Raw genomic sequence first — 26,297 nt, 5'->3', positions numbered from 1 at the left:
GCATGCGGGCCTGACCCCCTCAGTCGGCCAAGCTGACGAGGCCGCCGCTCTGGCGGGCGATCCGCCCCTCCAGCTCCAGCGCCAGCAGCACCGGAGACAGCTCGCTCGCGGGCAGGCCGAGATCGCGGATCAGTTGGTCTTCGGCAACCGGCGAAGCGCCGATGCGGGAAAGGATTTGCTGGTGCAGGGGGGCTGTCCGGGCGGCATGGCCGGGCTCCGCGGGGGCGGGCGGATGGCCGCCATTGGCAGGGCGTCCCGCGCCCTGTCGGCGCGGTTGAAGACCGCGACGGCGGCGCGGTCATGCACGTCAGCGGCAATGCCGATCAGCCGCTCGCGGTCGATCCCCGAGGCGTCGATGGCCTGGGCCAGCGCTTCCCAGCGGGGACGGCCGATGCCGTGGGCCGGGCCGATGGCGGCGGCGAGGTCGCGCCCGATCGACTCGGCCACGGCGATGCCCATGGAAATCGCGGATTTGGTCACGGTGAGCACTTCGGCGACCTTGGCCTGGGTGCCGAAGCCCGACTCGACCAGAGACTGGGCGAAGAGCGCCTTTTCGATGAAGGACAGGTCGCGCCGCGCCATGTTCTCGGAAATCTGCGACTTGAGGGCGGCCCCCTCGTCGAGATTGGCGACCAGCGCACGGACCTTCGCGACCTTGTCGGAGGAGCGGATCGCCTCCAGCCGGCGGCGGCCATAGACCAGCAGATAGCGGTCGGGTTCGGCAGGGTGGCGGCGCACGAGGATCGGCACGGCCTGGCCGTTGGCCTCGATCGCCTCGCGCAGATCGGCCACGTCCTCGGGATCCAGCCGGTCGGCGATGCGGCTGTCCTCGATGGCGGCCGGGTCGAGATCCCAGACATTGTGGCTGTCGACCGCATCCCGTGCCGAGCGCAGCGCGCGGTTGGCGCCCATCATCGAGGGCGGCGGCGCGGCGGTTCCGGCCTTGGCCAGCCCGTCCAGCATCGACATGCGGCGTTTCTTGTGGTCGGTCATCGGCGCCCCCAGGTCTTCTGGATCAGATCGGCGATCTCGCCGTTCACGGCGTTCAGGCTTTCGATCGCGCGGTCATAGGTGGATCGGGTGAAGGCCGAGCGGTTGACCTCGTAGAGCGTCTGCTTGGTGAGGCCGGCATCGGAAATCGCGGTGGATTTCAGCATCGGCGAATTCAGCACGTTGTCGCCGTACATGGTGCGCAGGAAGGCGACGATGCGGTTCTGCGGCGCGTCGGTCGGCTCGTAGCGGGTGAGCAGGTAGCGCATCCAGTCATGGGACATGTCGGCGCCGGATTCGGCGATCACGTCCATCAGGTCGGCGGTCATGCGCAGGAACTGCGACATCGACATGACGTCGAGCATTTCCGGGTGGATGGTGACGAGCACGCCGGTTGCGGCCGAGAGCGCGGACATGGTCAGGAAGCCAAGCTGCGGCGGGCAGTCGATCACCACGACGTCGTAATCGGCATCGACCTGGGCGAGGGCTTCCTTGACGCGGAAGAAGAACAGCCCGGCATTGCCCTGGGCGAGGGCGCGCGGGGTCTCGTGCTCGAATTCCATGAGTTCGAGATTGCCGGGGATCAGGTCGAGTCCGGGGATGTAGGTTTTGCGGATCACGTCGCGGATCGGCAGGGGATCGGCATAGCGGATCGCGTCGTAGAGCGTGCCGCCGTCGGGCAGGTCGTATTCCGGCTGGACGCCGTGGAGCGCGGTCATCGAGGCCTGCGGGTCGAGGTCGATGGCGAGGACGCGGTAGCCGTTCAGCGCGAGGTACTGGGCGAGATGCGCCGAGGTGGTGGTCTTGCCGGAGCCGCCCTTGAAGTTCATCACGCCGATGACCTGCAGGTGGTCGGCGCCGCGGCGGCCGGGCAGGTAGTCGCCGGGCTTGCGGGCGGTCTTTTCCAGCAGCTCGCGCAGGTCGCGCAGGTCCTGCACCGAATAGAGACGGCGATTGCCGCCCGTCACCTCGGGCGTTGGGCCTTTGCCGTCGAGATGCAGCTTGCGCAGGTAGGAATCGTTGACCCCGAGGAGCTGGGCGGCTTCCCCGGAGGTGAATTTGCGCATGGCCTTGGCGGCATCGGGCGGGAAAAGGCCTTCGCGCAGCGCATGGAGCTGCACGGCAAGGGTTTCGGAATGCCCGCGGATGACGGCATTCAGATGTGCCCGGGCGTCTGTTGTGTCCATTTGCTTCCTGCCCGAATCCGTGTTCACGGAAATTGACGTTCTACGCTTCTTTTCCGTGACTATTGGGCAAGGTTCCGGATTCGCGCAAGCATTTTCGGGAGACGCCGGGGAAAGGGCCGCGGCTTGACTTTCCGTTCCGGTTTCACCATTTCATTCCATGAAACTCAAACGCAACCTTTGTGGGGTCGCATATGCTGAGCCCGGTCTCCCGCTATATTGGCGAGCTTGCACAGTTCGGCGCCCTCAAGGGCACGGACATCGCCAATATCACGGATGTCTCCAAGGCGACCGTGTCTCGCTGGAAGGCCGGCGAAATGCGGCCGCAGCCGAGGAACGCGCTGATCCTGTCGGATCTCTACTACATCGTCGGGCGGCTGAACGAGTATTACGAGCCCGAGGAGGTGCGGGCCTGGCTATATGCGCGGCACCCGCAGCTGGAGGGGCATCGGGCGATCGACCTGATCCATGATGACCGCAGTCTCGAGGTGCTGGCGGTGATCGACCGGCTCGATAACGACGTGTACCTGTAATCCATGCGCCGCGACGCCGCTTTGCTCGACGCGCTCGAGGCGATCGAGCCCGTGATCTTCGACGCACCGGTCTGGCGCCTGGTGCGCGAAGGACGCGATCCGTTGCAATGCAGCGCCTCGGGCGGCCGCTGGGACGATGCCAGCTTCCCGGTCCTCTACACTTCGATGACGGAAGCCGGGGCCCTGGAGGAAATGCGGTTCCATTTGATGCGTGGCCAGCCGGTTATGCCGAGCAAGGTGCGCTACGAGATGTTCCGGATCGGGCTGGCATTGGACCGGGCGCTTCAGTTTCTCGACATCGCCGCGCTTGCAACCGCGGGGCTGAGGACCGAGCATTTCGGGCGGCTGTCCTATGCGGAGCGGCAGGGCGAATACCCGCGGACGCAGCAGATCGGCGAAGCGGCGCATTTCCTGGACTTCGACGGGCTCATCGTTCCGTCGGCGCGGTCGGAAGCGCGGAACGTGGTCGTCTTCTGCGAGAAAGTGCCGACGTTGAAGGACAGCCCGGTCACTGCAGAAGGCTTGGCGGAGTGGGGAAAGCCACGTCAGAAAGCGTAAGTCGGACTGTTACCGGGTTGCGTCAGCGGCCTGAGCGCCCGCTACACAATGTTGGCCGATAATGGCAGATTACCGGACATTGTCGGGACCGGCGCGAGGCGCGCAGCTGCAGGGGTAATGGCGAGGCGCTTACGGATATCGTCAATCGCGGTCCGACTTAAACCGGCCGCATAAGCGAGTTCGAAGGCGCTTGTGCCCCGTTCGGCCATCAGATGCTTTAAATTCAATTCAATATTTTTGCCCAAAGGGTCACGATCCATGGAGATTCCCTGCAAACGACACATTCTAATGTCACTACCCTACATCTCGGTACTCAGCACATAGACCGCACTGGCCCAGAAGGGCAGGATCACGAGGAAACAGAGATAGTCCAGCCGCGCCAGGCGGTGCTTCGTGCGGGCGATGCAGGCGGTGACGTGGCAGGTTTCGGCCAAGTCGCCCAGGTAGCTTTCTTCGTCCACGCCCACCGCCGCATCGGCATAGGCCTGCCGGTCCTGCCCGGCGATGTCGCCGAAGAAGAGGAGCGCCCCTTGCCCCTGCCCGCGGCGGAAGCGCGGGAAGACCGCCAGCCCGATCACCGTGAAGAGGAGGATCATCGGCACCAGGTTCAGCTTCAGCAGAAGGAAGGACAGGGTGCCGGGATGCGAGGAGCGGAACAGCGCGGCCAGCACGCCGACCATGGCCGTGGCCGTGGGAACGAGAAAGGCGGCCTTCAGATCGGCCGCCCTGATCAGGTCCGATTGCCGCGCGAGGTTCCTTTCGAGGAACTCCGCACGGCTGAAGGACACGTCACTCGTCCATCTTGAGCGCCGAGATGAAGGCTTCCTGCGGAATCTCCACCTTGCCGAACTGGCGCATCTTCTTCTTGCCGGCCTTCTGCTTCTCCAGAAGCTTCTTCTTCCGGGTGGCGTCGCCGCCGTAGCACTTGGCCGTCACGTCCTTGCGCAGCGCCGACAGGGTCTCGCGCGCGATGACCTTGCCGCCGATCGCCGCCTGGATCGGGATCTTGAACATGTGCCGCGGGATCAGGTCCTTGAGCTTCTCGCACATCGCCCGGCCGCGCATCTCTGCCCGGTCGCGATGGACCATCATCGAAAGCGCATCGACCGGCTCGTCATTGACGAGGATCTGCATCTTCACGAGGTTGTCCTCGCGGTAGCCCTCCATCTGGTAGTCGAAGGAAGCATAGCCCTTGGTCACCGATTTCAGCCGGTCGTAGAAGTCGAACACCACCTCGTTGAGCGGCAGGTCGTAGACCACCATGGCGCGGGCGCCGGCATAGGTCAGGTCCAGCTGGATGCCGCGGCGGTCCTGGCAAAGCTTCAGCACGTCGCCCAGATACTCGTCAGGCACCATGATGGTCGCCTTGATGCGCGGCTCCTCGACGTGGCTGACGAGGGTCAGGTCGGGCATGTCGGCCGGGTTGTGCAGGTCGATCTGCGTCCCGTCCTTCATGAAGAGGTGGTAGACCACCGACGGCGCCGTGGTGATCAGCTCGATGTTGTATTCGCGCTCCAGCCGGTCGCGGATCACCTCGAGATGCAGCAGCCCGAGGAAGCCGCAGCGGAAGCCGAAGCCGAGCGCGGCCGAGGTCTCCATCTCGTAGGAGAAGGAGGCGTCGTTCAGCGCAAGCTTCTCGATCGCGTCGCGCAGGTCGTCGAACTCGGCCGAGTCGACCGGGAAAAGGCCGCAGAACACAACCGGCACGGAGGGCTTGAAGCCCGGCAGCGGCTTGTCGGCGCCCTTCTTCTCGTGGGTGATGGTGTCGCCGACACGGGTGTCGCGGACCTGCTTGATCGAGGCGGTGAAGAAGCCGATCTCGCCCGGGCCCAGCTCCGCCACGTTCTGCATGGCGGGGCGGAACACGCCGAGGCGTTCCACCGGGTACTTGCCCCCCGTCCCCATCATGACGATGCGGTCGCCCTTCTTGATCACGCCGTCCATCACGCGGATCAGCACGACCACGCCCAGATAGGCGTCGTACCAGCTGTCGACCAGCATGGCCTTGAGCGGGGCGTTGCGGTCGCCGGTCGGCGCGGGCAGCCGGGTGACGATGGCTTCCAGCGTCTCCTTGATGCCGATGCCGGTCTTGGCGGAGACCTGCAGCGCGTTCGACGCGTCGATGCCGATCACGTCCTCGATCTGCTCGGCGACGCGTTCGCAATCGGCGGCGGGCAGGTCGATCTTGTTCAGGACGGGCACGATCTCGTGGTCCGCGTCGATCGCCTGGTAGACGTTGGCCAGGGTCTGGGCCTCGACGCCCTGGGTCGAGTCGACCACCAGCAGCGAGCCCTCGACCGCGCGCATCGAGCGCGAGACTTCATAGGCGAAGTCCACGTGTCCGGGCGTGTCGATCAGGTTCAGGACATACAGCTCGCCATCGTCCGCGATGTATTCGATGCGGACGGTGTTCGCCTTGATGGTGATGCCGCGTTCCCGCTCGATATCCATGGCGTCGAGCAGCTGTTCCTTCATCTCCCGTTCCGACACCGTATTGGTGGATTGGATCAGGCGATCGGCCAGCGTGGACTTGCCGTGGTCGATATGGGCAACGATGGAGAAATTTCGGATGCGGGAAAGCTCGGTCATGGGCTCGCATATGCAGGGTTTTCGCGCGCCGTCAATGGGAATGCGCAGCCTGCACCCGACGCAGCCGCAGCGAAGCCCCGTTCCCGCGCGGCAGCGCGGCCTCCGCCATCGGTCCGGCCCGTGCCGGGAACTGTGACCAATCGGCACAACCGCAACGGTTCCTCTGGAAACAAAAGCCCTCCCCAGAATACGATTTTTCGTGAAATGAGGGGCTTCCGGCGTCTCGCCGCGCACCCGCCGCGCGGCCCGGATCCGGACATCCGCGGGATGCAGCCGCTCGCAGGGCAAGGGGATGTCCGGTCATGCAGGGCTCGGGACAGTTTGGCAGTCTGGTGGAAACCATTTTCGTTCGGCCCGATTTCCGGCCAGGCGGCAGAATCCGGGACGGACGCCGGTGAGCGCCGTCGACCCGTCGGAACACGCCGCACGCGCGCCGCAGGAGCGGCAGCGCCGCAGGAGCGGCAGGCGCAAATCCTCGCGCCGCGCGTAATGGGATAGGTCTGTCCGGGGAAAGGGGGACTGCGGTCGCCAGTTGATTTGTCCAACAACGCCCGATGGGTATAGCGGATGAAAATATCTATGCGTGACTTTGACTTGGGTAGATGGTGAGGTGGCAAATCATAACTGAAACGTCGTTTTGCCCGATCACTTGGCGTTGCGGCGGGGGCGGGGTGAGGCGACTGACAGGCGTGCTCCTGCTTTTCCGCTAGACCGGGCATGTGTTTGCTCGTCGCACTCAAGTGCAGTCCGGGCCCGAGGGGATCATGCTGGTCGAGACGCTGCGGCAGTCGGAGCTGCTCGATCCGACCGGGACGCCGTCGGCGGTCGTGCGCGTGGAGGTGGTCGAAGAGGTCGAGTATTCCACGCAGCCCGACAGGCTGGCGGCGAGGGCGAGGAGCAGGAGGGCTGGCTTCATGATTCGGCGTTCCGGTTGCGGCCCTTGCGGCGCGCGGTAAACCGCGCAGCCCCAGCGGGACATGATGACTCTGGCAGGCGAACGAGCTAGATCGCTCCACATGGAAAGCAACCGCCCCCTTGCCCCGCTCACCTGGCTCCGCTGCGGCGGGCCGGCCGAGACGTTCTTCCAGCCGAAGGACCTCGATGACCTCTGCGCCACCCTTGCCGGGCTTGACCCGGCAACTCCCGTTTTCCCGCTGGGGCTCGGCTCCAACCTGATCGTCCGGGACGGCGGCATCCGCGGCCTCGTGATCCGGCTCGGGCGGGGCTTCAACGGCATGGAGTTCTCCGAAGGCCGCGCCGTGCTCGGTGCCGCCGTCCCGGATGCGCAGGCGGCGAAGCGCGCCGCCGCCGCCGGGCTCGACCTGACCTTCCTGCGCACCATCCCCGGCAGCATCGGCGGAGCGGCGCGGATGAATGCCGGCTGCTACGGCGCCTACCTCGCCGACCATTTCGTCGAGGCGCAGGCCGTCACCCGGCAGGGCGAGGTGATCACATTGGCGCCGCAGGACATGGGCTTCGCCTACCGCCATACCGAGCTGCCGCCCGATCTTGTGATCACACGCGTCACGCTTTCCGCCGAGCCGGGCGATCCCGAGGCGCTCATGGCGAAAATGGAGGAGCAGCTGGCCAAGCGCGACGCTTCGCAGCCGACCAAGGACCGCACCGCAGGCAGCACCTTCCGCAATCCGGCAGGCTTCTCCTCGACGGGACGGGCCGACGATACCCACGAGCTGAAGGCCTGGAAGCTGATCGACGAGGCCGGGATGCGCGGCGCGGTGCTCGGCGGCGCGCAGATGTCGCCGATGCATTCCAATTTCCTCGTGAACGCCGGAGGGGCGACCGCCGCCGATCTGGAAGGCCTGGGCGAGCTGGTGCGGAAAAAGGTTTGGGATTTTCACGGCATTGAGCTAGTCTGGGAGGTGCAACGGGTCGGCGATCCGCTTCCCGTGCATCCCGAAGTAACGAACGATTAACCGATCCGGGGCTAGCCCGGACGGCAGAGCAGTCAGAGGCCGCAAACGGCCCGAGCGAGAGGCAGGGGCATGTCACAAGACCCCTTGGTAGCGGTTCTCCTTGGAGGGCCGTCTTCGGAGCGCGAGGTTTCCCTTTCCTCGGGCGCCGAATGCGTGAAGGCGCTGAAGGCCGCTGGCTTCCGCGTCACCGAAATCGATCCGACCGCCGAGGTCGCGGCGCAGCTGGCAGAGGCGGCGCCCGATGTCGTGTTCAATGCCCTGCATGGCCGCTGGGGCGAGGACGGCGCGGTTCAGGGCGTCCTCGAATGGATGCGCATCCCCTATACCCATTCCGGGGTGACCGCCTCGGCGCTGGCGATGGACAAGCAGAAATCCAAGGCCGTGCTGGCCGCCGCCGGGCTGCCGGTGATGGAAAGCCGCATCGTCAGCCGCGACGAGGCCGAGGCCGCCCATGTGCTGGCGCCGCCCTATGTGGTCAAGCCAAACAACGAGGGCTCCTCGGTCGGGGTCTACCTCGTGCAGGAGGGCGCCAACGCGCCGCCTAAGCTGTCGGACACGATGCCGGCCGAGGTGATGGTGGAAACCTTCGCCCCGGGCCGCGAGCTGACCACCGCGGTGATCGACGGCAAGGCGCTGACCGTGACCGACATCCTGACCGACGGCTGGTATGACTACGACGCGAAATACCGCCCCGGCGGCTCGCGCCACGTCATCCCCGCCGAGATCCCGGCCGAGATCTTCGCGGCCTGCCTCGACTATGCCGAGCGGGCGCACGAGGCGCTGGGATGCCGCGGCCTGAGCCGGACCGATTTCCGCTGGGACGAAGCCCGCGGGCTCGACGGGCTGATCCTTCTCGAGGTCAACACCCAGCCGGGCCTGACGCCCACCTCTCTGGCCCCCGAACAGGCGGCGCATTGCGGCCTGTCCTTCCCCGAGCTCTGCCGCTGGATGGTGGAGGATGCCTCATGTGCGCGGTGAAGGCGCCACGCGATGACTATGCGCCGTCGCGGATCGCCTACCGCGTCAACCGGCTGTGGCTGTCGCCGGTCTTCCGCATCTCCATGCTCTGGCTCCTGCCGATGGGGGTGATCGGCGGCGGCATCGGGCTCTGGGCCAGCCAGCCCGGCTCACAGGAGCTGATCACCAATGTCCAGGTCGCCGTGATGGCGCGGATGCGCGACCAGCCGGATTTCCAGGTCAAGCAGATGGCGGTCAAGGGCGCCTCGCCGGAGCTGACCCGCGAGATCCGCCGGGTGCTCGATCTCGAATTCCCGGTCAGCGTTCTCGATCTCGATCTTGACGAGATCCGCGTCAAGGTCACCGCCTTCGACGCGGTCGAGCATGTCAACGCGCATGTCGTGCTGGGCGGCGCGCTGATGCTGGAGATCACCCAGCGCCAGCCGGTGGTGATCTGGCGCACCGCGCGCGGGCTGGCGCTGCTCGACGAGGGCGGCATGCGGGTCGCGGTGGCCGAGACGCGCGATGCCGCGCCCGAGCTGCCGCTGAAGGCCGGCTGGTACGGCGCGCGCATCGCGACCTTCTGGGCATTCCTCGCCTCGAGCCCGATGTGGCTGTTCCGCGGGCTGGTGGCGGCGATGGCCGGACCTGGAACTGCGCTCGACCTCGTGACCACCGTGGCACTGGCCGGCTGGCTGGCGCTCTGGGTTCTGTCGATGCGTGCGGCGGCGCGTCCCGGGCCGGGCATTGCCGGCCGCGACGAGCTGGCGTAGGGGAGGCCCATGACACCGCGCCTTGACGATTTCACCCCCGGGGGCATCCTCGCCCTTGTCCTGGCCACGCTGCGCGATCCGCGCGGCACGGCCCGCCAGATTCTTGCGATGCAGCTGCCGCAGAACGTGCTGTGGCTGATCCTGTTCACCGTCGCCATCGTGTCCGCGCTGATCGGCCAGGTGGCGGCGCTGCTGTTCCTGCCCGGTCCGGTGCCGGGCGGCGATCCCGTCATCCTGGGTCCGCTGCTGATGGCGGGGCTGCAGCTCGGCGGCCTGGTGCTGACGGTGTTTGCCGTGCACCATATCGGCCGGATCATGGGCGGGCAGGGCACGCTCGAGCGCAGCCTGCTGCTGATGAGCTGGCTCGAGGTCGTGATGGTGGTGGTCCAGCTCGCCCAGCTGGTGCTGCTGTTCCTGCTGTCCTTCACCGGAGCCGGCTTTCCGGGCCTTCTGGTGATGGTGGCGAGCTTCGCGCTGGTCACCTGGGTCTTCACGGCCTTCGTCGCCGAGATCCACGGCTTCCGCAGCCTCTGGCTGGTCTTCCTGATGACCATTGCCTCGGTGCTGGCCTTCAGCTTCGCCCTGTCCCTCATCCTGTCCTTCATGGGGCTGACTTTCACAGGAGGTGCCGGTGCTTGACATCGACAAGATCCGTGCCGATTTCCCGATCCTCTCGCGCGAGGTGAACGGCAAGCCGCTGGTCTATCTCGACAACGGCGCTTCGGCGCAGAAGCCGCAGGCGGTGATCGACGCGGTCACCCGCGGCTATGCCGAGGAATATTCCAACGTCCATCGCGGGCTGCATTACCTGTCGAACCTTGCCACCGAGAAATACGAGGCGGTGCGCGGCAAGGTCGCCCGCTTCCTCGGCGCGAAAGACGAGCACGAGGTCGTTTTCACCACCGGCACGACCGAGGGGATCAACCTCGTCTCCTATGCCTGGGCGGCGCCGCGCTTCGAGCCGGGCGACGAGATCGTGCTCAGCGTGATGGAACACCATGCCAATATCGTGCCGTGGCATTTCCTGCGCGAACGCCAGGGCGCGGTGCTGAAATGGGTGGAGCCCGATGCCACCGGCGCGCTCGATCCGCAGAAGGTGATCGACGCGATCGGGCCGAAGACCAAGCTGGTCGCGGTCACCCAGGTCTCGAACGTGCTGGGCACCAAGGTCGACGTGCGGGCGATCTGCGAGGCAGCCCGCGCCAGGGGCGTTCCGGTGCTGGTCGACGGCTCGCAGGGTTCGGTTCACATGCCGGTGAATGTCGAGGAGCTGGGCTGCGATTTCTACGCGATCACCGGCCACAAGCTTTACGGTCCCTCGGGCTCGGGCGCGATCTGGATCCGCAAGGAGCGGCTCGCCGAGATGCGGCCCTTCCTGGGCGGCGGCGACATGATCCGCGAAGTGACCCGCGATCTGGTGACCTATGCCGATCCGCCGATGAAGTTCGAGGCCGGCACGCCCGGCATCGTCCAGACCATCGGTCTGGGCGCCGCGCTCGATTACCTGATGGATCTGGGCATGGAGAACATCGCGGCGCATGAGGACCGGCTCTGTGCCTATGCGCGCCAGCGGCTCGACGGGCTGAACTGGGTGAACGTGCAGGGGCAGGCGCCGGACAAGGCGGCGATCTTCTCCTTCACGCTCGAGGGCGCCGCCCATGCCCATGACATCTCGACGGTGCTCGACAAGAAGGGCGTTGCGGTGCGGGCGGGCCATCACTGCGCGCAGCCGCTGATGCAGCATCTGGGCGTTTCGGCGACCTGCCGGGCGTCTTTCGGCCTCTACAATACCGAGGCGGAAATCGACAAGCTGGTCGAGGCGCTGGAGCTCTGCCACGAGCTTTTCGCCTGAGCGCAAATTCCCGCCGGGGCAGTGATTTTTCCGATTGCATGTCCCGGCAGCGGCACCTATACAGCCGCTCACGCACCCATAGCTCAGCTGGATAGAGCGCTGCCCTCCGAAGGCAGAGGTCTGAGGTTCGAATCCTCATGGGTGCGCCATAAAATCAACGACTTGCAAGCCGAAATTGAAAGCGCGACCGTTTCGTAACTGTCGCGAGCGACTGATACATGCTCTTGACGGGCCATGTCATCGGCTCTCCATAGCGCGCACTGCTGATTCCTGAAATGCCGGATGGTGGTGGGCGTAGGTCCGCGTGAAGGTCTCGACGCTGGTCGAGAAGTAGGCCGCAGCTTGGTAGATGTCGGCGCCGCGCTGCATCGACCAAGTGCAGGCCGTGTGCTTCAGCGTGTGCGGGGTTACGCCGCTCAGGTCTATCTCTATGCCATCGCGCCTGGCCAGCTCGTGGGCCGCCTCGATCGCTCCGGCCCAGCCCTTCTTGATGTCGCCTATCTGGCAGCCGCGATTGTCCTGGACGAAGCAGCGGTGTCCCAGGCGCGCCTTGCGCCGTACATGGCCGAGCAGTTGGCGCGGCATGCGGCACGGGTTCCGTTCCTTCTTCGTCGCTCGCTCTCCTGCGCCGCGGCGGATGAACAGGCCGCTGACCGGGTCCAGGCGTCCGGAGTTCAGGACCGGCTCGGAGCTGATGCGGGTGGCCAGCATCGCCGCCTTCCGCCCGCCGGTGTAGATGCCGAGGATGATGAACCACTGCAGGCGCCGACCGTCCTTGCGCAGGCTGCGGGCGCCGCGCAGGAGATAGGCGACCTCGCGGCGGGTCATGAAGCGCTCCTTCGTAAGCACTCGGTTTGTACCGCCTTACCGGCTAGGCAGGACCCGCAGCAAGGCCGCCGCGGCGCTCCGCCAGGTTTGGCGGCCTTTGGAGGCGCTTCCGTCCCGGCTCGGTCCGAGCGCAATTCCCGGTCCTGCCCGCAGCGGATGACCGGATCGGACGGCCCGGATCAACCCGCCGGGCGGGGCATGCCGTGTTCCTCGGAGAGCCCGGCCAGCACCTCGTGCAGCCGCGCGATGATGCCGGCCCGCGGCGAGACCGCCCGCTCGATGATGCCGATATGGCGCTTGATCTGCGGGTCGCCGAAAGGTGCCTTGGTCAGGTCGTCGTCATCGGGATGCTGCAGCGCCGCATGCGGCACGACCGAGATCCCCAGCGCCTGGCGCACGCAGGTGACGATCGAGCCGACCGTGTCGAGTTCGGCGATGTCGTTGACGTCGGCGCCCATCCGCGACAGCTCGGTATCGATCAGGTTGGCCAGAGGCACGGCGCTGCGGAACCGGACATAGGGCAGGGTGTTCAGCGCCTTCATCGGATCGCTCAGGTCGGTCCCCTTCGGCGCGATCAGCCAGAGCGGTTCGCGCAGGAACGGGCTCCAGCGCAGCGAAGAGGGGAAGCCGACATGCTCGGCCACCACCGCCGCGTCGAGCCGCCCGGCCGCGACATCGGCGATCAGCGGCGCCGAGAGCGACACCCGCAGGTTGGTGCGCAGCTCGGGATAGTCGCGGTTCATCCGCACGATCGCCCGCGGCAGCAGGTTGAGCGCGCTCGAGCGCACCGAGCCCAGCATCAGCATCCCCGCCACCCGGTCGCCGCCGAGGCTGGCCTTGGTGTCCTCGGCGATGCGCAGGATGTCCTCGGCCATCTCCAGCACCTGCATGCCTTCGGAGGTGAGCTTCGGCGGCCGCGAGGTCCGTTCGAAGATCCGCACGCCCAGCTCGGCCTCCAGCGCCTGGATCTGCTGGCTGACCGCGGAGGGCGTCAGCCCCACGACATCTGCAGCATTTGCAAAGGTGCCATGCGCGCGGATCGCGAGCACAGTCTTCAATTGGCGGGTATCCATGGCTTCATCCAGTTTTTCTTAATTAGAGAACCAGAACTATTCGCTGTTGTGAAGAAGTTCTTTGGTATACCCCTCCCGCCAGGAGGATGCGCGGTCCGGGACGGAGCCCTTTCCGCGCAAACCATCGACAGCACAGACGAACAGGACGCCCGCATCGTGGTCGATGGCGGGCGCATGGAGACCTTTGCCATGACCAAGACCATCCTCGTGACCGGGCCGGATCTGCATCCCGCCGCTGCCAAGCTGGTGCAGGAGCATGGCTACGAGGCGGTGCACACGCCGCCCTATGCCGACAGCGCGGTCATCGCCGAATACCTGGGCAAGACCGGCGCGGTCGGGATCGTGTCGCGGATGGGCCGGATCGACGCCTCGGTGCTGGACGGCGCGGAAACGCTGAAGGTGATCTCGAAGCACGGCGTCGGCGTCGACAACATCGACCTGCCCGCCGCGGCCCGCCACGGCATTCCGGTGCTGGTCGCGACCGGCGCGAATGCCGTCTCGGTCGCCGAACATGCCATCGCGCTGATGATGACCTGCGTGAAGCGCATCCTGCCGCTCGACACCTCGCTGCGCGAAGGCCGCTGGGAAAAGCCGGGCTTCAAGGGCAAGGAAATCGCCGGGATGACGCTGGGCCTGATGGGCATGGGCGCGATCGCGCGGGCCACCGGCCATATCGCCAAGGGCCTGGGCATGGAGCTGATCGGCTTCGACCCCTATGCGCCCGACGCGGCCTTCGAGGAGATCGGCGCGCGCCGCTGCGACAGCTTCGAGGATCTGGCGCGCCAGTCGCAGGTGCTGAGCCTGCACTGCCCGCTGACCGACCAGACCCGCGGCATCCTCAATGCCGACACGCTCGCGCTGATGCCCGAGGGCAGCTATGTCGTGAACACCGCCCGCGGCGGGCTGATCGACGAGGCCGCGCTCCTGGACGCGGTCCGTTCGGGCCGCCTGGCAGGCGCCGGTCTCGACAGCTTCGCGGTGGAGCCGCCGGCCGCCGACCATCCGTTCTGGGACGAGCCGCGCATCGTCGTCACGCCGCATATCGGCGGCGTCACCGGCGAGGCCAATGCCCGCGTCGGCGTCGAGGCGGTGACCGGCATCTTCAAGTACCTCGCAGGCGAGGAACTGCCGCCGCAGCGCATCATCAACCGCGCGCTTCTCGCCGAAGCGCAAGAGACCTCCACCAAAGCAGGGGAATAACCATGCCCATCGGTTTCCGCGTCCTCGAACGCACCCAGGTCGCGCCGAAGGCGCTGGTCGACCGCTTCGCCAAGCTGCCGGTCGCCAATGTCTCCGACTCCATGTCCCGCCTCTCCGCGGCCGGTCCCGACCTGCGCCCGATGCACCGCGAAGGCGGCATGGCCGGCGTCGCGCTGACCGTGCGCTGCCGTCCGGGCGACAACCTGATGCTGCACAAGGCGATCGACATGGCCGTTCCCGGCGACGTGATCGTCGTCGATGCCGGCGGCGAGTGCACCAATGCGCTGATGGGCGAGCTGATGCTGGCCTATGCGATCAAGCGCGGCGTTGTCGGCTTCGTGCTGAACGGCGCGATCCGCGACCTCGACGCCTTCGTCGAGACCAACCTGCCGACCTTCGCGGTTGGCGTGACGCATCGCGGCCCGTACAAGGATGGTCCGGGCGAGGTGAACGTGCCGATCTGCCTTGGCGGCATGGTGATCAATCCCGGCGACATCGTGATCGGCGATGCCGATGGCGTTCTGTCGGTTCCTGTCGCGGAAGCCGAGGAAATCCTTGCCAAAACCGAGGCGAAACAGGATGCCGAAACGCGGCAGATGAAACAGATCGCGGAAGGCACCAACGACCGGACCTGGGTCGATGCCGCACTGAAGAAGCTCGGCTGCGAATTCGGCTCTGACTCAATGGGCGGGGCGTGCCGTCGCATGCCTCGGTGCTGCGGCCGACCGACTTCGACGCGGCCGGCAATCTGACGATGGAGGCGGTGCAGGGCAAGGTCGCCGAGGGCAATGCGCCCTTCTGGATGGCCTCCGGCCTGCCGCCCGACGCGTTCTACGGGCGCGGACTCGGCCGGGTGAATGTCGAGCTGAAGATCGAGCGCCTAGGGCCCGCCCGGCCCGGCATGCCGGTGCGGCTGGTGACGTGGTTCGGCCCGCCCGGTTCGAAGACGGTGGAGGTCTGCCACCAGCTCGAGGATCTGGCGACCGGCGCGGCGCTGGCCGCGGTGCGGGCGGTGTCGCTGATCATCGACCTCGACAGCCGCCGACCCATCGGACTTCCCGGAGAAATCCGGCGGCTTCTGGGCTGAGCCCGCGGCTCAGTCCTCCCGCCGCATGAAGAAGGTCAGCACCAGGCTGACCGCCGCGATCCCGGCCGCCGCCATGTAGAGCACCGAGAAGCCCGCGCCATAGGTCTGCATCACCTCGGCGCGCAGCGCGGGGGGCAGCCCGTCCATCATGCCGGGCGTCATCGCGGTGCCCGACAGCCCGCTGGTTGCCGGAAGCCCCTCGACCGCATGGGCGATGATCGTGCCATAGAGCGCGATGCCGATGGCGGCGCCGACCGTGCGCATCAGCGTGATGCTGCCGGTGGCCGATCCGACATTTTCGGGCGGCGACAGCAGCTGCGCGCCCAGCACCAGCGCATTCATCGCCAGCCCCATGCCGAGACCGAGGAGCACGAAGAGGCCGGGCAGCACCGGCACCGGGAAGCGGCCGGGCGCGACAGCGAGGCTGCCGAGCGCCAGCAGGAATACCACCAGCGACAGCCGCAGCGGCAGGGTGAAATGGCGGCCGCGGGACAGCAGCCGTCCGGTGGTCAGCGCGCCGGTCGACACGCCGATGGTCAGCGCGATGAAGAAGAGGCCGGCGGTCGCGGGCGAGAGCCCGACCCCCATCTGCAGGAAATAGGCATGATAGGTGATCAGCCCGATCGAGATGCCGCCATTGCCGAGCGCCAGCAGTGCCAAGAGCGCGAAGGAGCGCTGGCGCAGGAGGGGAACGGGCAGCACCGGCTCGGGGGCGTGGCGCTCGATGGAGAACAGCGCCGGCAGCAGAAGCACCACGAGCGCGCCGAGGAACAGGCTCTGCGGCGCCGCGAAGCTGCCGAAGAGCCGCCCGCTGTCCACCCAGATGACGATGGCGGTGACCGTGGCGGCCAGCGTCAGGGCGCCGGCATAGTCGATCGAGGGCGTCGGCCGGCTTTCGCGGACCGGCAGGAAGCGGCGGAAGCCGAGGATCGCGACCAGCGCGAAGGGCACGGTCACGAGGAAGATCGACCGCCAGCCCAGCCATTCGGTCATCAGACCGCCGAGCGCGGGGCCGACCACCGAGCCGAAGACGAAGACGAAGCTGAGATAGCCCTGGAAGCGCGCGCGGGTGCGCGGCTCGAAGATGTCGGCGCTGATCGCCAGCACCAGCACCAGCAGCCCGCCATTGCCCAGGCCCTGCAGCGTGCGCGCCACGATCAGCGCGGTCATCGAGCTGCTCATCGCGCAGAGCAGCGAGCCCGCCGAGAAGATCAGGAGCGCCGCCTGCATGATCCGCTTGCGCCCGAACAGGTCGCCGAGCTTGCCGTAGACCGGCATCACCACGCATTGCGCCAGCACGTAGGCCGAGACCAGCCAGCTGAAATGCTCCGCCTCGCCCAGATCGCCGACGATGGTCGGCAGCGCGGTCGCGACGATCTGGTTGTCGAGGGTCGCGATCAGCTGGGTCAGCATCAGGAAGACGAAGACGGCCAGCTCCCTCCGGCCGGGGCGGGGGACGGTTTCAGGTGGCTGGTGCTGCAATCGGATGCTCCGGCTCAGACGGCTTCGATGATCATGGCGGTTCCCTGCCCGACGCCGACGCACATGGTACACAGGGCATAGCGTCCGCCGCGGCGGCGCAGTTCGTAGGCGGCGGTCATCACCAGCCGCGCTCCCGACATGCCCAGTGGGTGGCCTAGCGCGATCGCGCCGCCATTGGGATTCACATGTTCGGCATCGTCGGGCAGGCCCAGCTCGCGCAGCGTCGCCAGCGCCTGGGAGGCGAAGGCCTCGTTCAGCTCGATCACGTCCATGTCGCCGATCGACAGTCCGGTGCGTTCCAGCACCTTGCGGGTTGCAGGCACGGGGCCGATGCCCATCACCCGCGGCGGCACGCCGGCGGCGGCCATCGCCACGATCCGCGCCATCGGCTTCAGCCCGTGGCGCTCCATCGCGGCCTTGTTGGCCAGGACCATCGCCGCCGCGCCGTCATTGACGCCCGAGGCATTGCCGGCGGTCACGGTCAGGTCGGGGCCGTTCACGCCCCGGAGCCCGCCGAGCTTCGCGGCAGTGGTGCCGGGGCGGGGATGTTCGTCGGTGTCGAAGATCACCGGGTCGCCCTTGCGCTGCGGGATGGCGACCGGGATCGTCTCCTCGGCGAAGATGCCCTTGGCCTGCGCGGCCTCCCAGCGTGCCTGTGACCGCGCTGCGAACACATCCTGGTCCTCGCGGCTGATATTGTAGTCGGCGGCGACATTGTCGGCGGTCTGCGGCATGGAGTCGGTGCCGTATTGCGCGTTCATCTTCGGATTGACGAACCGCCAGCCGATGGTGGTGTCATGGATCTCGGCGGCGCGCGAGAAGGCGGAGGTCGCCTTCGGCATGACGAAGGGGGCGCGGCTCATGCTTTCGACCCCGCCGGCGATGGCGAAGTCGTAATCGCCCGCGCGGATGCCGCGCGCCGCGGCGCCGACCGCGTCCATGCCGCTGGCGCAGAGCCGGTTCAGCGTCGTGCCCGAGACATTGACCGGCAGTCCGGCCAGCAGCGCGGCCATGCGCGCCACGTTACCCCCGCTCGCTCGAATGGCGCAAATAGGTCGATGACTCCCCTGCATTTGCGCAACTACGCTTGGCGCCGCCAGCCGATTTGCGCAACAGGGGCCGCCCTGGGCGCGTGCGGCATGCAGACGTGCATCGCGCGTCCGGGACGTTCCGGGAGGTCGTGATCCGGCGCGACAGGCAGTGCTCCGACCGCCGTCACCGGATCGCGCGCGCCGGTCCTATCTGCGTCTTTGGCAGTGGCGCTAGGTTGCACGCCTCCGTGGCAGGTGCTTGACATGCCTTCATGGCGCCATCGCCCTCGCAGTGCCCCTCGTCTTCCGGCGGCGGGCCCTGATCTGGAACATATGGAATTCAAGGTGTGAATGCAGGGGCTTGGCCCGATACGACACCCCCCTTTCCGTCTGAGGCCTGCCCTGGCAGCCCGGACGCCGCAGATGCCGGAAGAAGAGAGGGCCGGGCGTCGCCGCCCGGCCCTACAACCCCACCTGTAACAAGGGTCGTTCCGTGTTGCGCCGGGAATGTCCCGTCTGCGCTGAATCTCGGTGATCCGTTGCCGGATCATGATGGGCGTTTGCAACCTTTTCATGACCTTTTGCAAGGTCTCCGGTTATGCCCTTTGGTCATGCCGCTCATGCAGCAGGAGCAGCCCGCACCTCATGACGTCCGGACTTGCGATGTTCAATGCTTCGGATGGAAAAACGTTCCGGCGGCCGGCGGATTTTCCGCGGATCTTTCCGCACCGCGGCGGCCGCCGGGATAGGTGGACGGGCGCGAGTGCGGACGCCCGCCCCGTGCCGTGCCGAAGGGCGTCAGCGCGGCACGTTTCCGCGGAGCGCCCGGGCGATGAGGGCGATCACGAACAGGACGAGGAATACGAAGAACAGGATTTGCGCGATGCCGGCGGATGCGGATGCGATGCCGCCGAAGCCGAACAGGCCGGCAACCAGGGCGACGACAAGGAACACTACGGCCCAGTAAAGCATGGTCTCTCTCCTATGGTTGCGCCTCCGGTGGAAGCGATTGACCTGACAACCCCGGGGGGCGGAGAGAGTTCCGCCGGTCACGAAAAAGCGCGGAAACCCAGCCCGGCGAGCGCGTCGCGGAAGGTGGAGCCGGAAAACGGCACCGGCAGCACCGCGACCAGGTCTTCGGGCAGGTTGCCGCCCTTCAGGTCGACGGTGTCGCCGAGCAGCAGGACGCGCGCGCCGCGCCCGGCCGCACGCGCCGCCAGCCCCGCATCCATCGGATCATGGCGCATCATCTTGAGCACGCAGAGCGTCAGGTCGGCGAGTCCCGCGGCCAGCCGGTCGGCGGCGTCGGTATCGCGGCACATGTGGATCACCGCGTCGGGGATCACCTCGCGCAGGATCATGCCGATATCGGACTGAATGAACGGATCGCGCTCCATTACCAGCACGACCGGCGGCTTGGGTGGCGTGGCTTCGGTCATGGGATGCTGCCTTCTGGTCAAAGGCCCGATATGGAACATTCCCGGGCAGGGCGCATTTAACTGTGACATAGTCCGAGGATCATGACATGACCGTGAAATGCCGTACCTGTCCGATCCGGCGCCGCGACTGCTTCATTCCGATGACGGAGGGCGAGGTCGCCGCGATGGAGCGGTTCAAGACCGGCGAACTGACCGTCGACGGACGCAGCTCGATCCTGATGGAGGGCTCCAACAGCCCGCAGCTTTTCACAGTTCTCGAAGGCCAGGGCTTGCGCTACAAGACACTTCCGGACGGACGGCGGCAGGTGATCAGCTTCGTCTTTCCCGGCGATTTCGTGGGGTTGCAGGCAGGGGTGATGGCCGAGATGCGCCATTCGGTGGAAAGTTCGACGCGGATGCGGCTCTGCGTCTTCGAGCGTGCCAATCTCTGGGCGTTCTTCCGCGACAATCCGGAACGGGCCTTCGACCTGACCTGGCTGTCCGCGGTCGAGGAGCATTTCCTCGGCGAGAACGTCCTGACGCTGGGCCAGCGCAGCGCGGCCGAACGCATCGCCTGGGCCTTCCTGCGCATCTGGGAACGGCTCGATGCGCTGGGGCTGCGGACCAACGGCTCGGTGCCCTTCCCGCACCGCCAGCAGGATCTGGCCGATGCGCTGGGGCTGTCGCTGGTGCATACCAACAAGACGCTGGCCAAGCTGCGCCGCGAGCAGATCGCCGGCTGGAGCGACGGGCGGCTGACGGTCCTCGACACCGCGCGGCTCGCCGAATTGGCGCAGGCCGAAGAGGGCGAGGGCGCCCACAGGCGCCCGCTGCTCTGATGAAGCTTTCCCCCTGGATGATCCGCATGGCGGAGGGCCGCACCGGCATCACCGTGCTCTCGGCCATGGAGGCCACCTTCCTGCCGATCCCGCTCGAGGCGGTTCTGGTGCCCTTGATGATCGCCCGGCCGCGCAACGCGCTGGCCCTGGGATTCTGGTCTCTGGTCGGCTGCCTGATCGGCACCGCGATCCTCTATGTCATGGGACTTCTGCTCGCCGATCCGGTGGTGCTGCCGCTTCTCGACTGGCTGGGGCTCTCGGCACAGTTCGGGACGGTGCAGGACCGGCTCGGCGGCGGGCAGCTTTTCGTCACCGTGCTGATCCTGTCGGTCTCGCCCTTCCCGATCCAGCTGGCCTCGGTCGGGTCGGGGATGCTCGGCAGCTCCTTCGCGATCCTGATGGCGGCGGTCACGGTGGCGCGCGGCGGGCGCTACATGGGCTTGGGCGTGCTGGCGCATTTCCTCGGTCCCCGGCTGCGCGGGCTGCGCATCCCCCGCTGGGTCTGGGTGCCGGTCCTCGGCCTTCTGCTGGCGCTGTTCTGGTGGACCTCGCGCGGGCTCTGACGCCCCGGCCTCCGGTTCCGCGGCAAGCAAGCTGCGCCGTCCGGCCAGACCGTGCCGGCACGGAGAGGCGGACAATGGCGCGTTTCTCGAGACCGGCAACGACAGCCACCGCTTCAAGGCCAGCTCCGAGGCGGCAAGCACCAGGAAGGAGAAATGACCGGCATTGACCGCCGCATGAACCGGGCACAATAGTCTGCAGGCGGGTCAATTCTCGATGGAAAGCCCGGGTCAGTTCTCAACGGAAATCAACAACCCTGAGACTAAATACCTGGCACGCGGCGCCGCCGCCGCCTTGATCCGGGTCTGCCCGGCAATGCTGATCTGAATCATGGCCGGCATCGCCCCTTCCGGCCTAAAGTTGCGCAAGGTCAACCTGCATTCTGGGGAGGATTGCGCAATGATCAGCGTTCAGGACATCATCGACATGACGGATCTCACGCCGGACGAGATCGAGGCCGTCGCCGAGCACGAACATCTCTGCAGCGTCAATGCCGCCGCTCTGGCGCAATACATGCTGGAGCACCACAACGGCGCGGCCAAGGTGCAGGACATGATCTGCGACGACATCCGCGAAGCGCTGCACAAGGGCGACCTGCCCCATGCCCGCGACCTCTTCGCGACGCTGCGCCATTTCATGGCCGAGCATCCCGAGGCCGCACACGGCATCCGGCAATAGCCGGATCTGCCTGCCGCAATTCCGCTGCGGACCCAGCCGGGGAGCGCCCCGCGCGCGCCCTTCTGCCGCCCTGCCCGAAGGCTGGAAAAGGGGCATCGCCGCATGGCGGACAGACCCCGGGGCCGGGCGTTCCCCGTCCCCGCAGCTCGCGGAGCGCCAAGGTCTCAAGACATCCGGACGGTCAGTCCTCCGGCAGCCTGCCGGTCCCTTCGATGGCGGCGGCCAGCACCGGCGCCTCGTCCTTCAGGCCGATGCCCGTCAGCCCGCGCTTCAGCGCCTCCCGCGCCAGCCAGCCGATCTTCGCCGCGGCCTGGTCATAGCTCTGCCCGCCCTTGAGATGGATGTTGGAGATGCAGTTGCGCTCGCTGTCGCGCCGTCCCCGTTCCGGTCCCCAGGTCAGATAGGCGCCGAGCGAATCCGCGACGGTCAGCCCGGGCCGCTCGCCCACCAGCACCACGACCAGCTTCGCCCCGAGCGCCGCGCCGATCTCGTCGCCGATCGCCACCCGCCCCTGCCGCGCCAGAACCACCGGCCCGAGCCGCAGCCCCCCCAGGACATCGTCGCAGGCGCGGATCACCTCCGCGGCATGTTCCTGCACAGCATCCGCCGACAGGCCATCAGCCACCACGAAGGCAATGTCGCAGCCCGTGGCAGGCAGGCGCTCCGCCCCCTCGTCCAGCCGCCGTCCCAGATCGGGGCGGCGCAGATAGGTCGCACGGTCGGGCGCCTGGCTGGCCACCTCGACCACAGCGCGCGGCGCCAGCTGCGCCTTCAGTGCCTCCCAGTCGACGGAACGATGCACGGCATCGCGGGCGCGGGCATGGGCATACTGGAATTCGAGATTGGCCTTCACCGGCAGCCCGGCGCCGCTGCGGCCCAGCCCGATCCGAGCCGGTGTCGCCGCGCGCAGCTTCGCCCAGGGGTCCTTCGCCACGCCGGTCATGCCACCGCTCCGATCAGCTTCTGCTGGCCCGAGCCGCTGTCGATCAGTTGCCCTGCCGGGTCGATCAGGCCGATGCCTTCCAGCCAGGCCTCGAATTCCGGCGCCGCCCTGAGCCCGAAGGAATTCCGCAAATAGGCGATGTCATGGAAGCTCAGGGATTGGTAGTTCAGCATGATGTCATCCGCCCCCGGCACCGCGATCAGGAAGGTCGCGCCGGCATCGGCCAGGAGCGTCATCAGCACGTCCATGTCGTTCTGGTCCGCCTCGGCATGGTTGGTGTAGCAGACATCCACCCCCATCGGCAGGCCGAGCATCTTGCCGCAGAAATGGTCCTCGAGCCCGGCGCGGATGATCTGCTTGCCGTCATAGAGGTATTCCGGCCCGATGAAGCCGACCACCGTGTTGACCAGAAGCGGCCGGTAGCGGCGGCAGACGGCATAGGCGCGGGTTTCCAGCGTCTGCTGATCCACCCCGTGATGGGCATCTGCCGACAGCGCCGAGCCCTGCCCGGTCTCGAAATACATCACGTTGTCGCCGACCGTGCCGCGGCCCAGCGACAGCCCGGCGGCATGGGCCTCGTCCAAAAGCTTCAGATCGACGCCGAAGCCCCGGTTCGCCGCCTCGGTTCCCGCCACCGACTGGAAGATCAGGTCGATCGGCGCGCCGCGGTTCACGATCTCGACCGAGTTGGTCACATGGGTCAGCACGCAGCTCTGGGTCGGGATGGCATAGCGCAGCCGCAGCTCCTCGAGCATCTTGATCAGCGCAATCGCGTTCGGGATGTTGTCGGTCGCCGGGTTGATGCCGATCACCGCATCGCCGACGCCGTAGCTCAGCCCGTCGAGCACCGAGGCGGCGATGCCCTTCAGGTCGTCCGACGGATGGTTCGGCTGCAGCCGCGAGCCGATCCGCCCGGGCTGGCCCAGCGAATTGCGGAACCCCGCCTCGACGCGGATCTTGCGCGCCACGGCAATCAGGTCGCGGTTCCTCATCAGCTTCGAGGCGGCGGCGACCATCTCGGGCGTCAGCCCGGGCGACAGCCGCGCCAGAACCGCGCCGGTCGCCGCCTCCGACAGCAGCCAGTCGCGGAACGCCCCGACGGTCATGTGCGCGACCGGAGCGAAGGCGGCGGCGTCATGCGTGTCGACGATCAGCCGCGTCACCTCGTCGGTCTCGTAGGGCACCACCTGCTCGCTGAGGAAGGTCGTCAGCGGCAGGTCGGCCAGAACGGCCTGGGCGGCGACCCGCTCCAGATCGCGGCGCGCTGGCACGGCTTCGCGGCGCTGCGCTCGGACCGGGCGCGGGCGATCCTGGCGCGGCTGCTGCCGGACCTGCTGCAGCGCTTCGAGAAGGCGGCGAAGCCCGAGGAGGCGCTCCTGCAGTTCGAGCGCTTCCTGCAGCGGCTGCCTGCCGGGGTGCAGGTCTTCTCGCTCTTCGAGGCCAATCCGCATCTGATCGACCTGATGGTGGACATCGCGTCTTCCTCGCCGATGCTGGCGGAGTACCTGTCGCGCCATGCCCAGGTGCTGGACGCGGTGATCGGCGGCAGCTTCTTCGAGCCCTGGCCGGGGCGCGCGGCGCTGGCGGCCGAGCTGTCGGAGGCGCTGGCCCATGATGCCGAGGACTACGAGCAGCAGCTCGACGCCACCCGGCGCTGGCACACCCCGAGCTGCCGCTCCAGCGCCTGGATCGACTGGCTGAGCGGCGGCTGGGTCATGCCCAGCCGGTCGGCGGCACGGCCGAAATGCAGCTCTTCGGCCACCGCCGCGAAATGCCGGAGCTGCCGGACCTCGATCATTCATATCCTCCGCGACCCAATGGGCGCACAATAATATATTTCACCCCGGGTTCACAGGCTGATACAAGGCGCCGACAGTTTCCAANGGGAGGGTTCGATGCCCCTGTACCGCTCGAGAACCAGTACCCATGGCCGCAACATGGCGGGGGCCCGCGGCCTCTGGCGCGCCACGGGGATGAAAGACGACGATTTCGGCAAGCCGATCATCGCCATCGTCAACAGCTTCACCCAGTTCGTGCCCGGCCACGTCCACCTGAAGGACCTGGGCCAGATGGTCGCCCGCGAGGTCGAGAAGGCCGGCGGCGTCGCCAAGGAATTCAACACGATCGCGGTCGATGACGGCATCGCCATGGGCCATGACGGGATGCTCTATTCGCTGCCGTCGCGCGAGATCATCGCCGACAGCGTGGAATACATGGTGAACGCGCATTGCGCCGACGCGATGGTCTGCATCTCCAATTGCGACAAGATCACCCCCGGCATGCTGATGGCCGCGATGCGCCTGAACATCCCGGTGGTCTTCGTCTCCGGCGGCCCGATGGAGGCCGGCAAGGTCGTCTGGGAAGACGGCAAGGAGCAGGCGCTCGACCTCGTCGACGCGATGGTCGCCGCCGCCGATGACCGCATCTCTGACGCCGATGTCGCCACGATCGAGCGGTCCGCCTGCCCGACCTGCGGATCGTGCTCGGGGATGTTCACGGCGAACTCGATGAACTGCCTGACCGAGGCGCTCGGCCTGTCGCTTCCGGGCAACGGCTCGACGCTGGCCACGCATGCGGACCGCCAGCGCCTGTTCGTCGAGGCCGGCCACCTGATCGTCGACCTCGCCCGCCGCTACTACGAGCAGGACGATGCCTCCGTGCTGCCGCGCTCGATCGCGACGGTCCCGGCCTTCAAGAACGCCATGACGCTCGACATCGCGATGGGCGGATCGACCAACACCGTGCTGCACCTGCTGGCCGCCGCGGTCGAGGGCGAAGTCGATTTCGACATGTCGACGATCGACCAGCTCAGCCGCAACGTGCCGGTGCTCTGCAAGGTCGCGCCGGCGAAATCCGACGTTCACATGGAAGATGTCCACCGCGCCGGCGGGATCATGTCGATCCTGGGCGAGCTGGACCGCGCCGGCCTGCTCGACACCAGCGTCGGCTCGGTCCATGCCGAAAGCCTCGCCCATGCGCTCGACCGCTGGGACGTGGTGCGCACCACCTCCGAGACCGTGCATGACTTCTTCCGCGCAGCGCCGGGCGGCGTGCCGACCCAGGTCGCGTTCAGCCAGGACCGCCGCTTCGAGACGCTCGATCTCGACCGCGAAGGCGGCGTGATCCGCAATGCCGAACACGCGTTCTCGAAGGATGGCGGGCTCGCGGTTCTCTACGGCAACCTCGCCGAGGACGGCTGCATCGTGAAGACGGCCGGCGTCGACGAGTCGATCCTGGTCTTCCACGGCCCGGCCCGCATCTTCGAATCGCAGGACACCGCCGTTTCGGCGATCCTGACGAACAAGGTGAAGGAAGGCGACGTGGTGCTGATCCGCTACGAAGGTCCGCGCGGCGGCCCGGGCATGCAGGAAATGCTCTACCCGACCTCCTACCTGAAGTCGAAGGGCCTCGGCAAAGCCTGCGCGCTGGTCACCGACGGCCGCTTCTCGGGCGGCTCCTCGGGGCTCTCCATCGGCCATGTCTCGCCCGAGGCAGCCGAGGGCGGCACGATCGGCCTCGTCGAGGAAGGCGACATGATCGAGATCGACATCCCGAACCGCAAGATTCACCTGGCGGTCGACGACGCGACCCTGGCGGCCCGCCGCCTCGCCCGCGACGAAGCCGGCTGGAAGCCGGAAGAGAAGCGCGCCCGCAAGGTGTCCTCGGCGCTGAAGGCCTATGCCGCGCTGACCACCTCCGCCGCCAAGGGCGCGGTCCGCGACGTCAGCCAGCTGGAGAAGCGCTGACCCGAACTTCCGCCGGGCGGCCGACGCCCGGCGGCGCACGG

The 26,297-nt window shown here is 67.2% G+C and carries 28 protein-coding genes, 1 tRNA gene and 2 pseudogenes; 15 read left to right on the top strand and 16 right to left on the bottom strand.

The genetic code is table 11. The features are described 5' to 3' along the window. Positions 1–19: 19 nt before the first annotated feature. Genes C7T91_RS32665 through repA form a run of 3 tightly spaced genes read right to left on the bottom strand, consistent with a single transcriptional unit; the run spans position 20 to position 2,177 of the window. Positions 20–163 carry a DprA-like winged helix domain-containing protein gene (locus C7T91_RS32665; RefSeq protein ID WP_330848862.1) on the bottom strand — a complete coding sequence of 48 codons (144 nt, stop codon included), beginning with the start codon at positions 161–163 and terminating at the stop codon, positions 20–22. After that, the gene (gene repB / locus C7T91_RS16830; protein ID WP_108260254.1) at positions 130–993 is read right to left on the bottom strand and encodes a plasmid partitioning protein RepB; all 864 of its coding nucleotides are present in this window, start codon (positions 991–993) and stop codon (positions 130–132) included. The genes C7T91_RS32665 and repB overlap by 34 nt, the downstream gene beginning before the upstream one ends. Continuing rightward, positions 990–2,177: a plasmid partitioning protein RepA gene (gene repA / locus C7T91_RS16825; protein WP_108260253.1), complete on the bottom strand. Its 1,188-nt coding sequence runs from the start codon at positions 2,175–2,177 to the stop codon at positions 990–992. The genes repB and repA overlap by 4 nt, the downstream gene beginning before the upstream one ends. Positions 2,178–2,368: 191 nt before the next feature. Here repA and C7T91_RS16820 point away from each other — a divergent pair, with 191 nt between their 5' ends. Continuing rightward, positions 2,369–2,707: a DUF2384 domain-containing protein gene (locus tag C7T91_RS16820; RefSeq protein WP_108260252.1), complete on the top strand. Its 339-nt coding sequence runs from the start codon at positions 2,369–2,371 to the stop codon at positions 2,705–2,707. A 3-nt stretch (positions 2,708–2,710) separates the two neighbouring features. Continuing rightward, complete coding sequence (locus tag C7T91_RS16815; protein ID WP_108260251.1) at positions 2,711–3,265, top strand: RES family NAD+ phosphorylase; 555 nt, start codon at positions 2,711–2,713, stop codon at positions 3,263–3,265. A 41-nt stretch (positions 3,266–3,306) separates the two neighbouring features. Here C7T91_RS16815 and C7T91_RS16810 read toward each other — a convergent pair whose 3' ends face one another. The 4 genes from C7T91_RS16810 to C7T91_RS31690 form a co-directional block, all read right to left on the bottom strand. After that, positions 3,307–3,525, bottom strand: coding sequence for a helix-turn-helix domain-containing protein (locus tag C7T91_RS16810; RefSeq protein WP_161555943.1), 219 nt, complete (start codon positions 3,523–3,525; stop codon positions 3,307–3,309). Between the two features lie 39 nt (positions 3,526–3,564). Then, positions 3,565–4,053 (bottom strand): Pycsar system effector family protein, encoded by a 489-nt coding sequence (locus C7T91_RS16805; protein ID WP_108260249.1) that lies wholly within the window; start codon positions 4,051–4,053, stop codon positions 3,565–3,567. 1 nt (position 4,054) lies between these two features. Next, on the bottom strand, positions 4,055–5,854 hold the full coding sequence (gene lepA, locus C7T91_RS16800) for a translation elongation factor 4 (RefSeq protein ID WP_108260248.1): 1,800 nt from the start codon (positions 5,852–5,854) through the stop codon (positions 4,055–4,057). A 736-nt stretch (positions 5,855–6,590) separates the two neighbouring features. Beyond that, positions 6,591–6,770, bottom strand: a complete 180-nt coding sequence (locus C7T91_RS31690; RefSeq protein WP_145962917.1) for a hypothetical protein — start codon at positions 6,768–6,770, stop codon at positions 6,591–6,593. A 100-nt stretch (positions 6,771–6,870) separates the two neighbouring features. On the opposite strand from C7T91_RS31690, the gene murB reads away from it, so the two are divergent. From murB to C7T91_RS16765, 6 genes are all read left to right on the top strand, one after another. Further along, a complete protein-coding gene (murB, locus tag C7T91_RS16790; RefSeq protein ID WP_108260246.1) occupies positions 6,871–7,788 on the top strand; it encodes a UDP-N-acetylmuramate dehydrogenase in 918 nt (305 codons plus the stop codon). A gap of 69 nt (positions 7,789–7,857) precedes the next feature. After that, entirely contained in the window at positions 7,858–8,766 is a 909-nt protein-coding gene (locus C7T91_RS16785; protein WP_108260245.1) for a D-alanine--D-alanine ligase, read from the top strand. Beyond that, the gene (locus C7T91_RS16780; RefSeq protein ID WP_108260244.1) at positions 8,754–9,518 is read left to right on the top strand and encodes a cell division protein FtsQ/DivIB; all 765 of its coding nucleotides are present in this window, start codon (positions 8,754–8,756) and stop codon (positions 9,516–9,518) included. Before C7T91_RS16785 ends, C7T91_RS16780 begins: the two co-directional genes overlap by 13 nt. Before the next feature lie 9 nt (positions 9,519–9,527). After that, the gene (locus C7T91_RS16775; protein WP_108260243.1) at positions 9,528–10,157 is read left to right on the top strand and encodes a Yip1 family protein; all 630 of its coding nucleotides are present in this window, start codon (positions 9,528–9,530) and stop codon (positions 10,155–10,157) included. Continuing rightward, the gene (locus tag C7T91_RS16770) at positions 10,150–11,370 is read left to right on the top strand and encodes a cysteine desulfurase (RefSeq protein WP_108260789.1); all 1,221 of its coding nucleotides are present in this window, start codon (positions 10,150–10,152) and stop codon (positions 11,368–11,370) included. Before C7T91_RS16775 ends, C7T91_RS16770 begins: the two co-directional genes overlap by 8 nt. A gap of 72 nt (positions 11,371–11,442) precedes the next feature. Next, positions 11,443–11,519: transfer RNA gene (locus C7T91_RS16765), tRNA-Arg, on the top strand. Positions 11,520–11,607: 88 nt separating this feature from the next. Here C7T91_RS16765 and C7T91_RS16760 read toward each other — a convergent pair. Further along, the gene (locus C7T91_RS16760; protein WP_108260242.1) at positions 11,608–12,198 is read right to left on the bottom strand and encodes a site-specific integrase; all 591 of its coding nucleotides are present in this window, start codon (positions 12,196–12,198) and stop codon (positions 11,608–11,610) included. A 179-nt stretch (positions 12,199–12,377) separates the two neighbouring features. Beyond that, a complete protein-coding gene (locus C7T91_RS16755) occupies positions 12,378–13,256 on the bottom strand; it encodes a LysR substrate-binding domain-containing protein (RefSeq protein WP_269101871.1) in 879 nt (292 codons plus the stop codon). A gap of 204 nt (positions 13,257–13,460) precedes the next feature. Between C7T91_RS16755 and C7T91_RS16750 the strand changes: the two genes are divergently transcribed. The 3 genes from C7T91_RS16750 to C7T91_RS16740 are packed head-to-tail and all read left to right on the top strand — an operon-like array spanning position 13,461 to position 15,558. Then, entirely contained in the window at positions 13,461–14,471 is a 1,011-nt protein-coding gene (locus C7T91_RS16750; RefSeq protein ID WP_108260788.1) for a hydroxyacid dehydrogenase, read from the top strand. A gap of 2 nt (positions 14,472–14,473) precedes the next feature. After that, on the top strand, positions 14,474–15,223 hold the full coding sequence (locus C7T91_RS16745; protein ID WP_201742134.1) for an RraA family protein: 750 nt from the start codon (positions 14,474–14,476) through the stop codon (positions 15,221–15,223). Continuing rightward, complete coding sequence (locus C7T91_RS16740; protein ID WP_145962916.1) at positions 15,184–15,558, top strand: acyl-CoA thioesterase; 375 nt, start codon at positions 15,184–15,186, stop codon at positions 15,556–15,558. Before C7T91_RS16745 ends, C7T91_RS16740 begins: the two co-directional genes overlap by 40 nt. Positions 15,559–15,567: 9 nt before the next feature. Here C7T91_RS16740 and C7T91_RS16735 read toward each other — a convergent pair whose 3' ends face one another. The 4 genes and pseudogenes from C7T91_RS16735 to C7T91_RS16720 form a co-directional block, all read right to left on the bottom strand. Next, positions 15,568–17,040 (bottom strand): MFS transporter, encoded by a 1,473-nt coding sequence (locus tag C7T91_RS16735; RefSeq protein WP_145962915.1) that lies wholly within the window; start codon positions 17,038–17,040, stop codon positions 15,568–15,570. Between the two features lie 14 nt (positions 17,041–17,054). Further along, positions 17,055–18,074, bottom strand: a pseudogene (locus tag C7T91_RS16730) (acetyl-CoA C-acyltransferase); the annotation flags it as partial. 795 nt (positions 18,075–18,869) lie between these two features. Then, positions 18,870–19,043, bottom strand: a complete 174-nt coding sequence (locus tag C7T91_RS16725) for a DUF1328 family protein (protein ID WP_108260237.1) — start codon at positions 19,041–19,043, stop codon at positions 18,870–18,872. 77 nt (positions 19,044–19,120) lie between these two features. After that, positions 19,121–19,510, bottom strand: coding sequence for a hypothetical protein (locus C7T91_RS16720; protein ID WP_108260236.1), 390 nt, complete (start codon positions 19,508–19,510; stop codon positions 19,121–19,123). An 86-nt stretch (positions 19,511–19,596) separates the two neighbouring features. On the opposite strand from C7T91_RS16720, the gene C7T91_RS16715 reads away from it, so the two are divergent. From C7T91_RS16715 to C7T91_RS16705, 3 genes are all read left to right on the top strand, one after another. Then, complete coding sequence (locus C7T91_RS16715) at positions 19,597–20,328, top strand: Crp/Fnr family transcriptional regulator (RefSeq protein ID WP_108260235.1); 732 nt, start codon at positions 19,597–19,599, stop codon at positions 20,326–20,328. Next, complete coding sequence (locus C7T91_RS16710; RefSeq protein ID WP_108260234.1) at positions 20,328–20,891, top strand: YqaA family protein; 564 nt, start codon at positions 20,328–20,330, stop codon at positions 20,889–20,891. The genes C7T91_RS16715 and C7T91_RS16710 overlap by 1 nt, the downstream gene beginning before the upstream one ends. 397 nt (positions 20,892–21,288) lie before the next feature. Beyond that, on the top strand, positions 21,289–21,567 hold the full coding sequence (locus tag C7T91_RS16705) for a hypothetical protein (RefSeq protein WP_108260233.1): 279 nt from the start codon (positions 21,289–21,291) through the stop codon (positions 21,565–21,567). 181 nt (positions 21,568–21,748) lie between these two features. Here C7T91_RS16705 and eutC read toward each other — a convergent pair whose 3' ends face one another. The 3 genes and pseudogenes from eutC to C7T91_RS32660 all read right to left on the bottom strand — a co-directional run. Next, positions 21,749–22,510: an ethanolamine ammonia-lyase subunit EutC gene (gene eutC / locus C7T91_RS16700; RefSeq protein ID WP_108260232.1), complete on the bottom strand. Its 762-nt coding sequence runs from the start codon at positions 22,508–22,510 to the stop codon at positions 21,749–21,751. Beyond that, positions 22,507–23,961 carry an ethanolamine ammonia-lyase subunit EutB gene (locus C7T91_RS16695; protein WP_108260231.1) on the bottom strand — a complete coding sequence of 485 codons (1,455 nt, stop codon included), beginning with the start codon at positions 23,959–23,961 and terminating at the stop codon, positions 22,507–22,509. Before C7T91_RS16695 ends, eutC begins: the two co-directional genes overlap by 4 nt. 209 nt (positions 23,962–24,170) lie before the next feature. Continuing rightward, a pseudogene (locus C7T91_RS32660) lies at positions 24,171–24,308 on the bottom strand (LysR family transcriptional regulator); the annotation flags it as partial. Positions 24,309–24,405: 97 nt separating this feature from the next. Here C7T91_RS32660 and ilvD point away from each other — a divergent pair. Further along, the gene (gene ilvD, locus C7T91_RS16685; RefSeq protein WP_108260229.1) at positions 24,406–26,256 is read left to right on the top strand and encodes a dihydroxy-acid dehydratase; all 1,851 of its coding nucleotides are present in this window, start codon (positions 24,406–24,408) and stop codon (positions 26,254–26,256) included. Positions 26,257–26,297 lie beyond the last annotated feature (41 nt).

Source organism: Mangrovicoccus ximenensis (assembly GCF_003056725.1).
GTDB classification, from domain to species: domain Bacteria; phylum Pseudomonadota; class Alphaproteobacteria; order Rhodobacterales; family Rhodobacteraceae; genus Mangrovicoccus; species Mangrovicoccus ximenensis.
The sequence above is the reverse complement of the archived record's forward strand: the minus strand, read 5'-3'. Positions and strand labels throughout refer to the sequence as shown.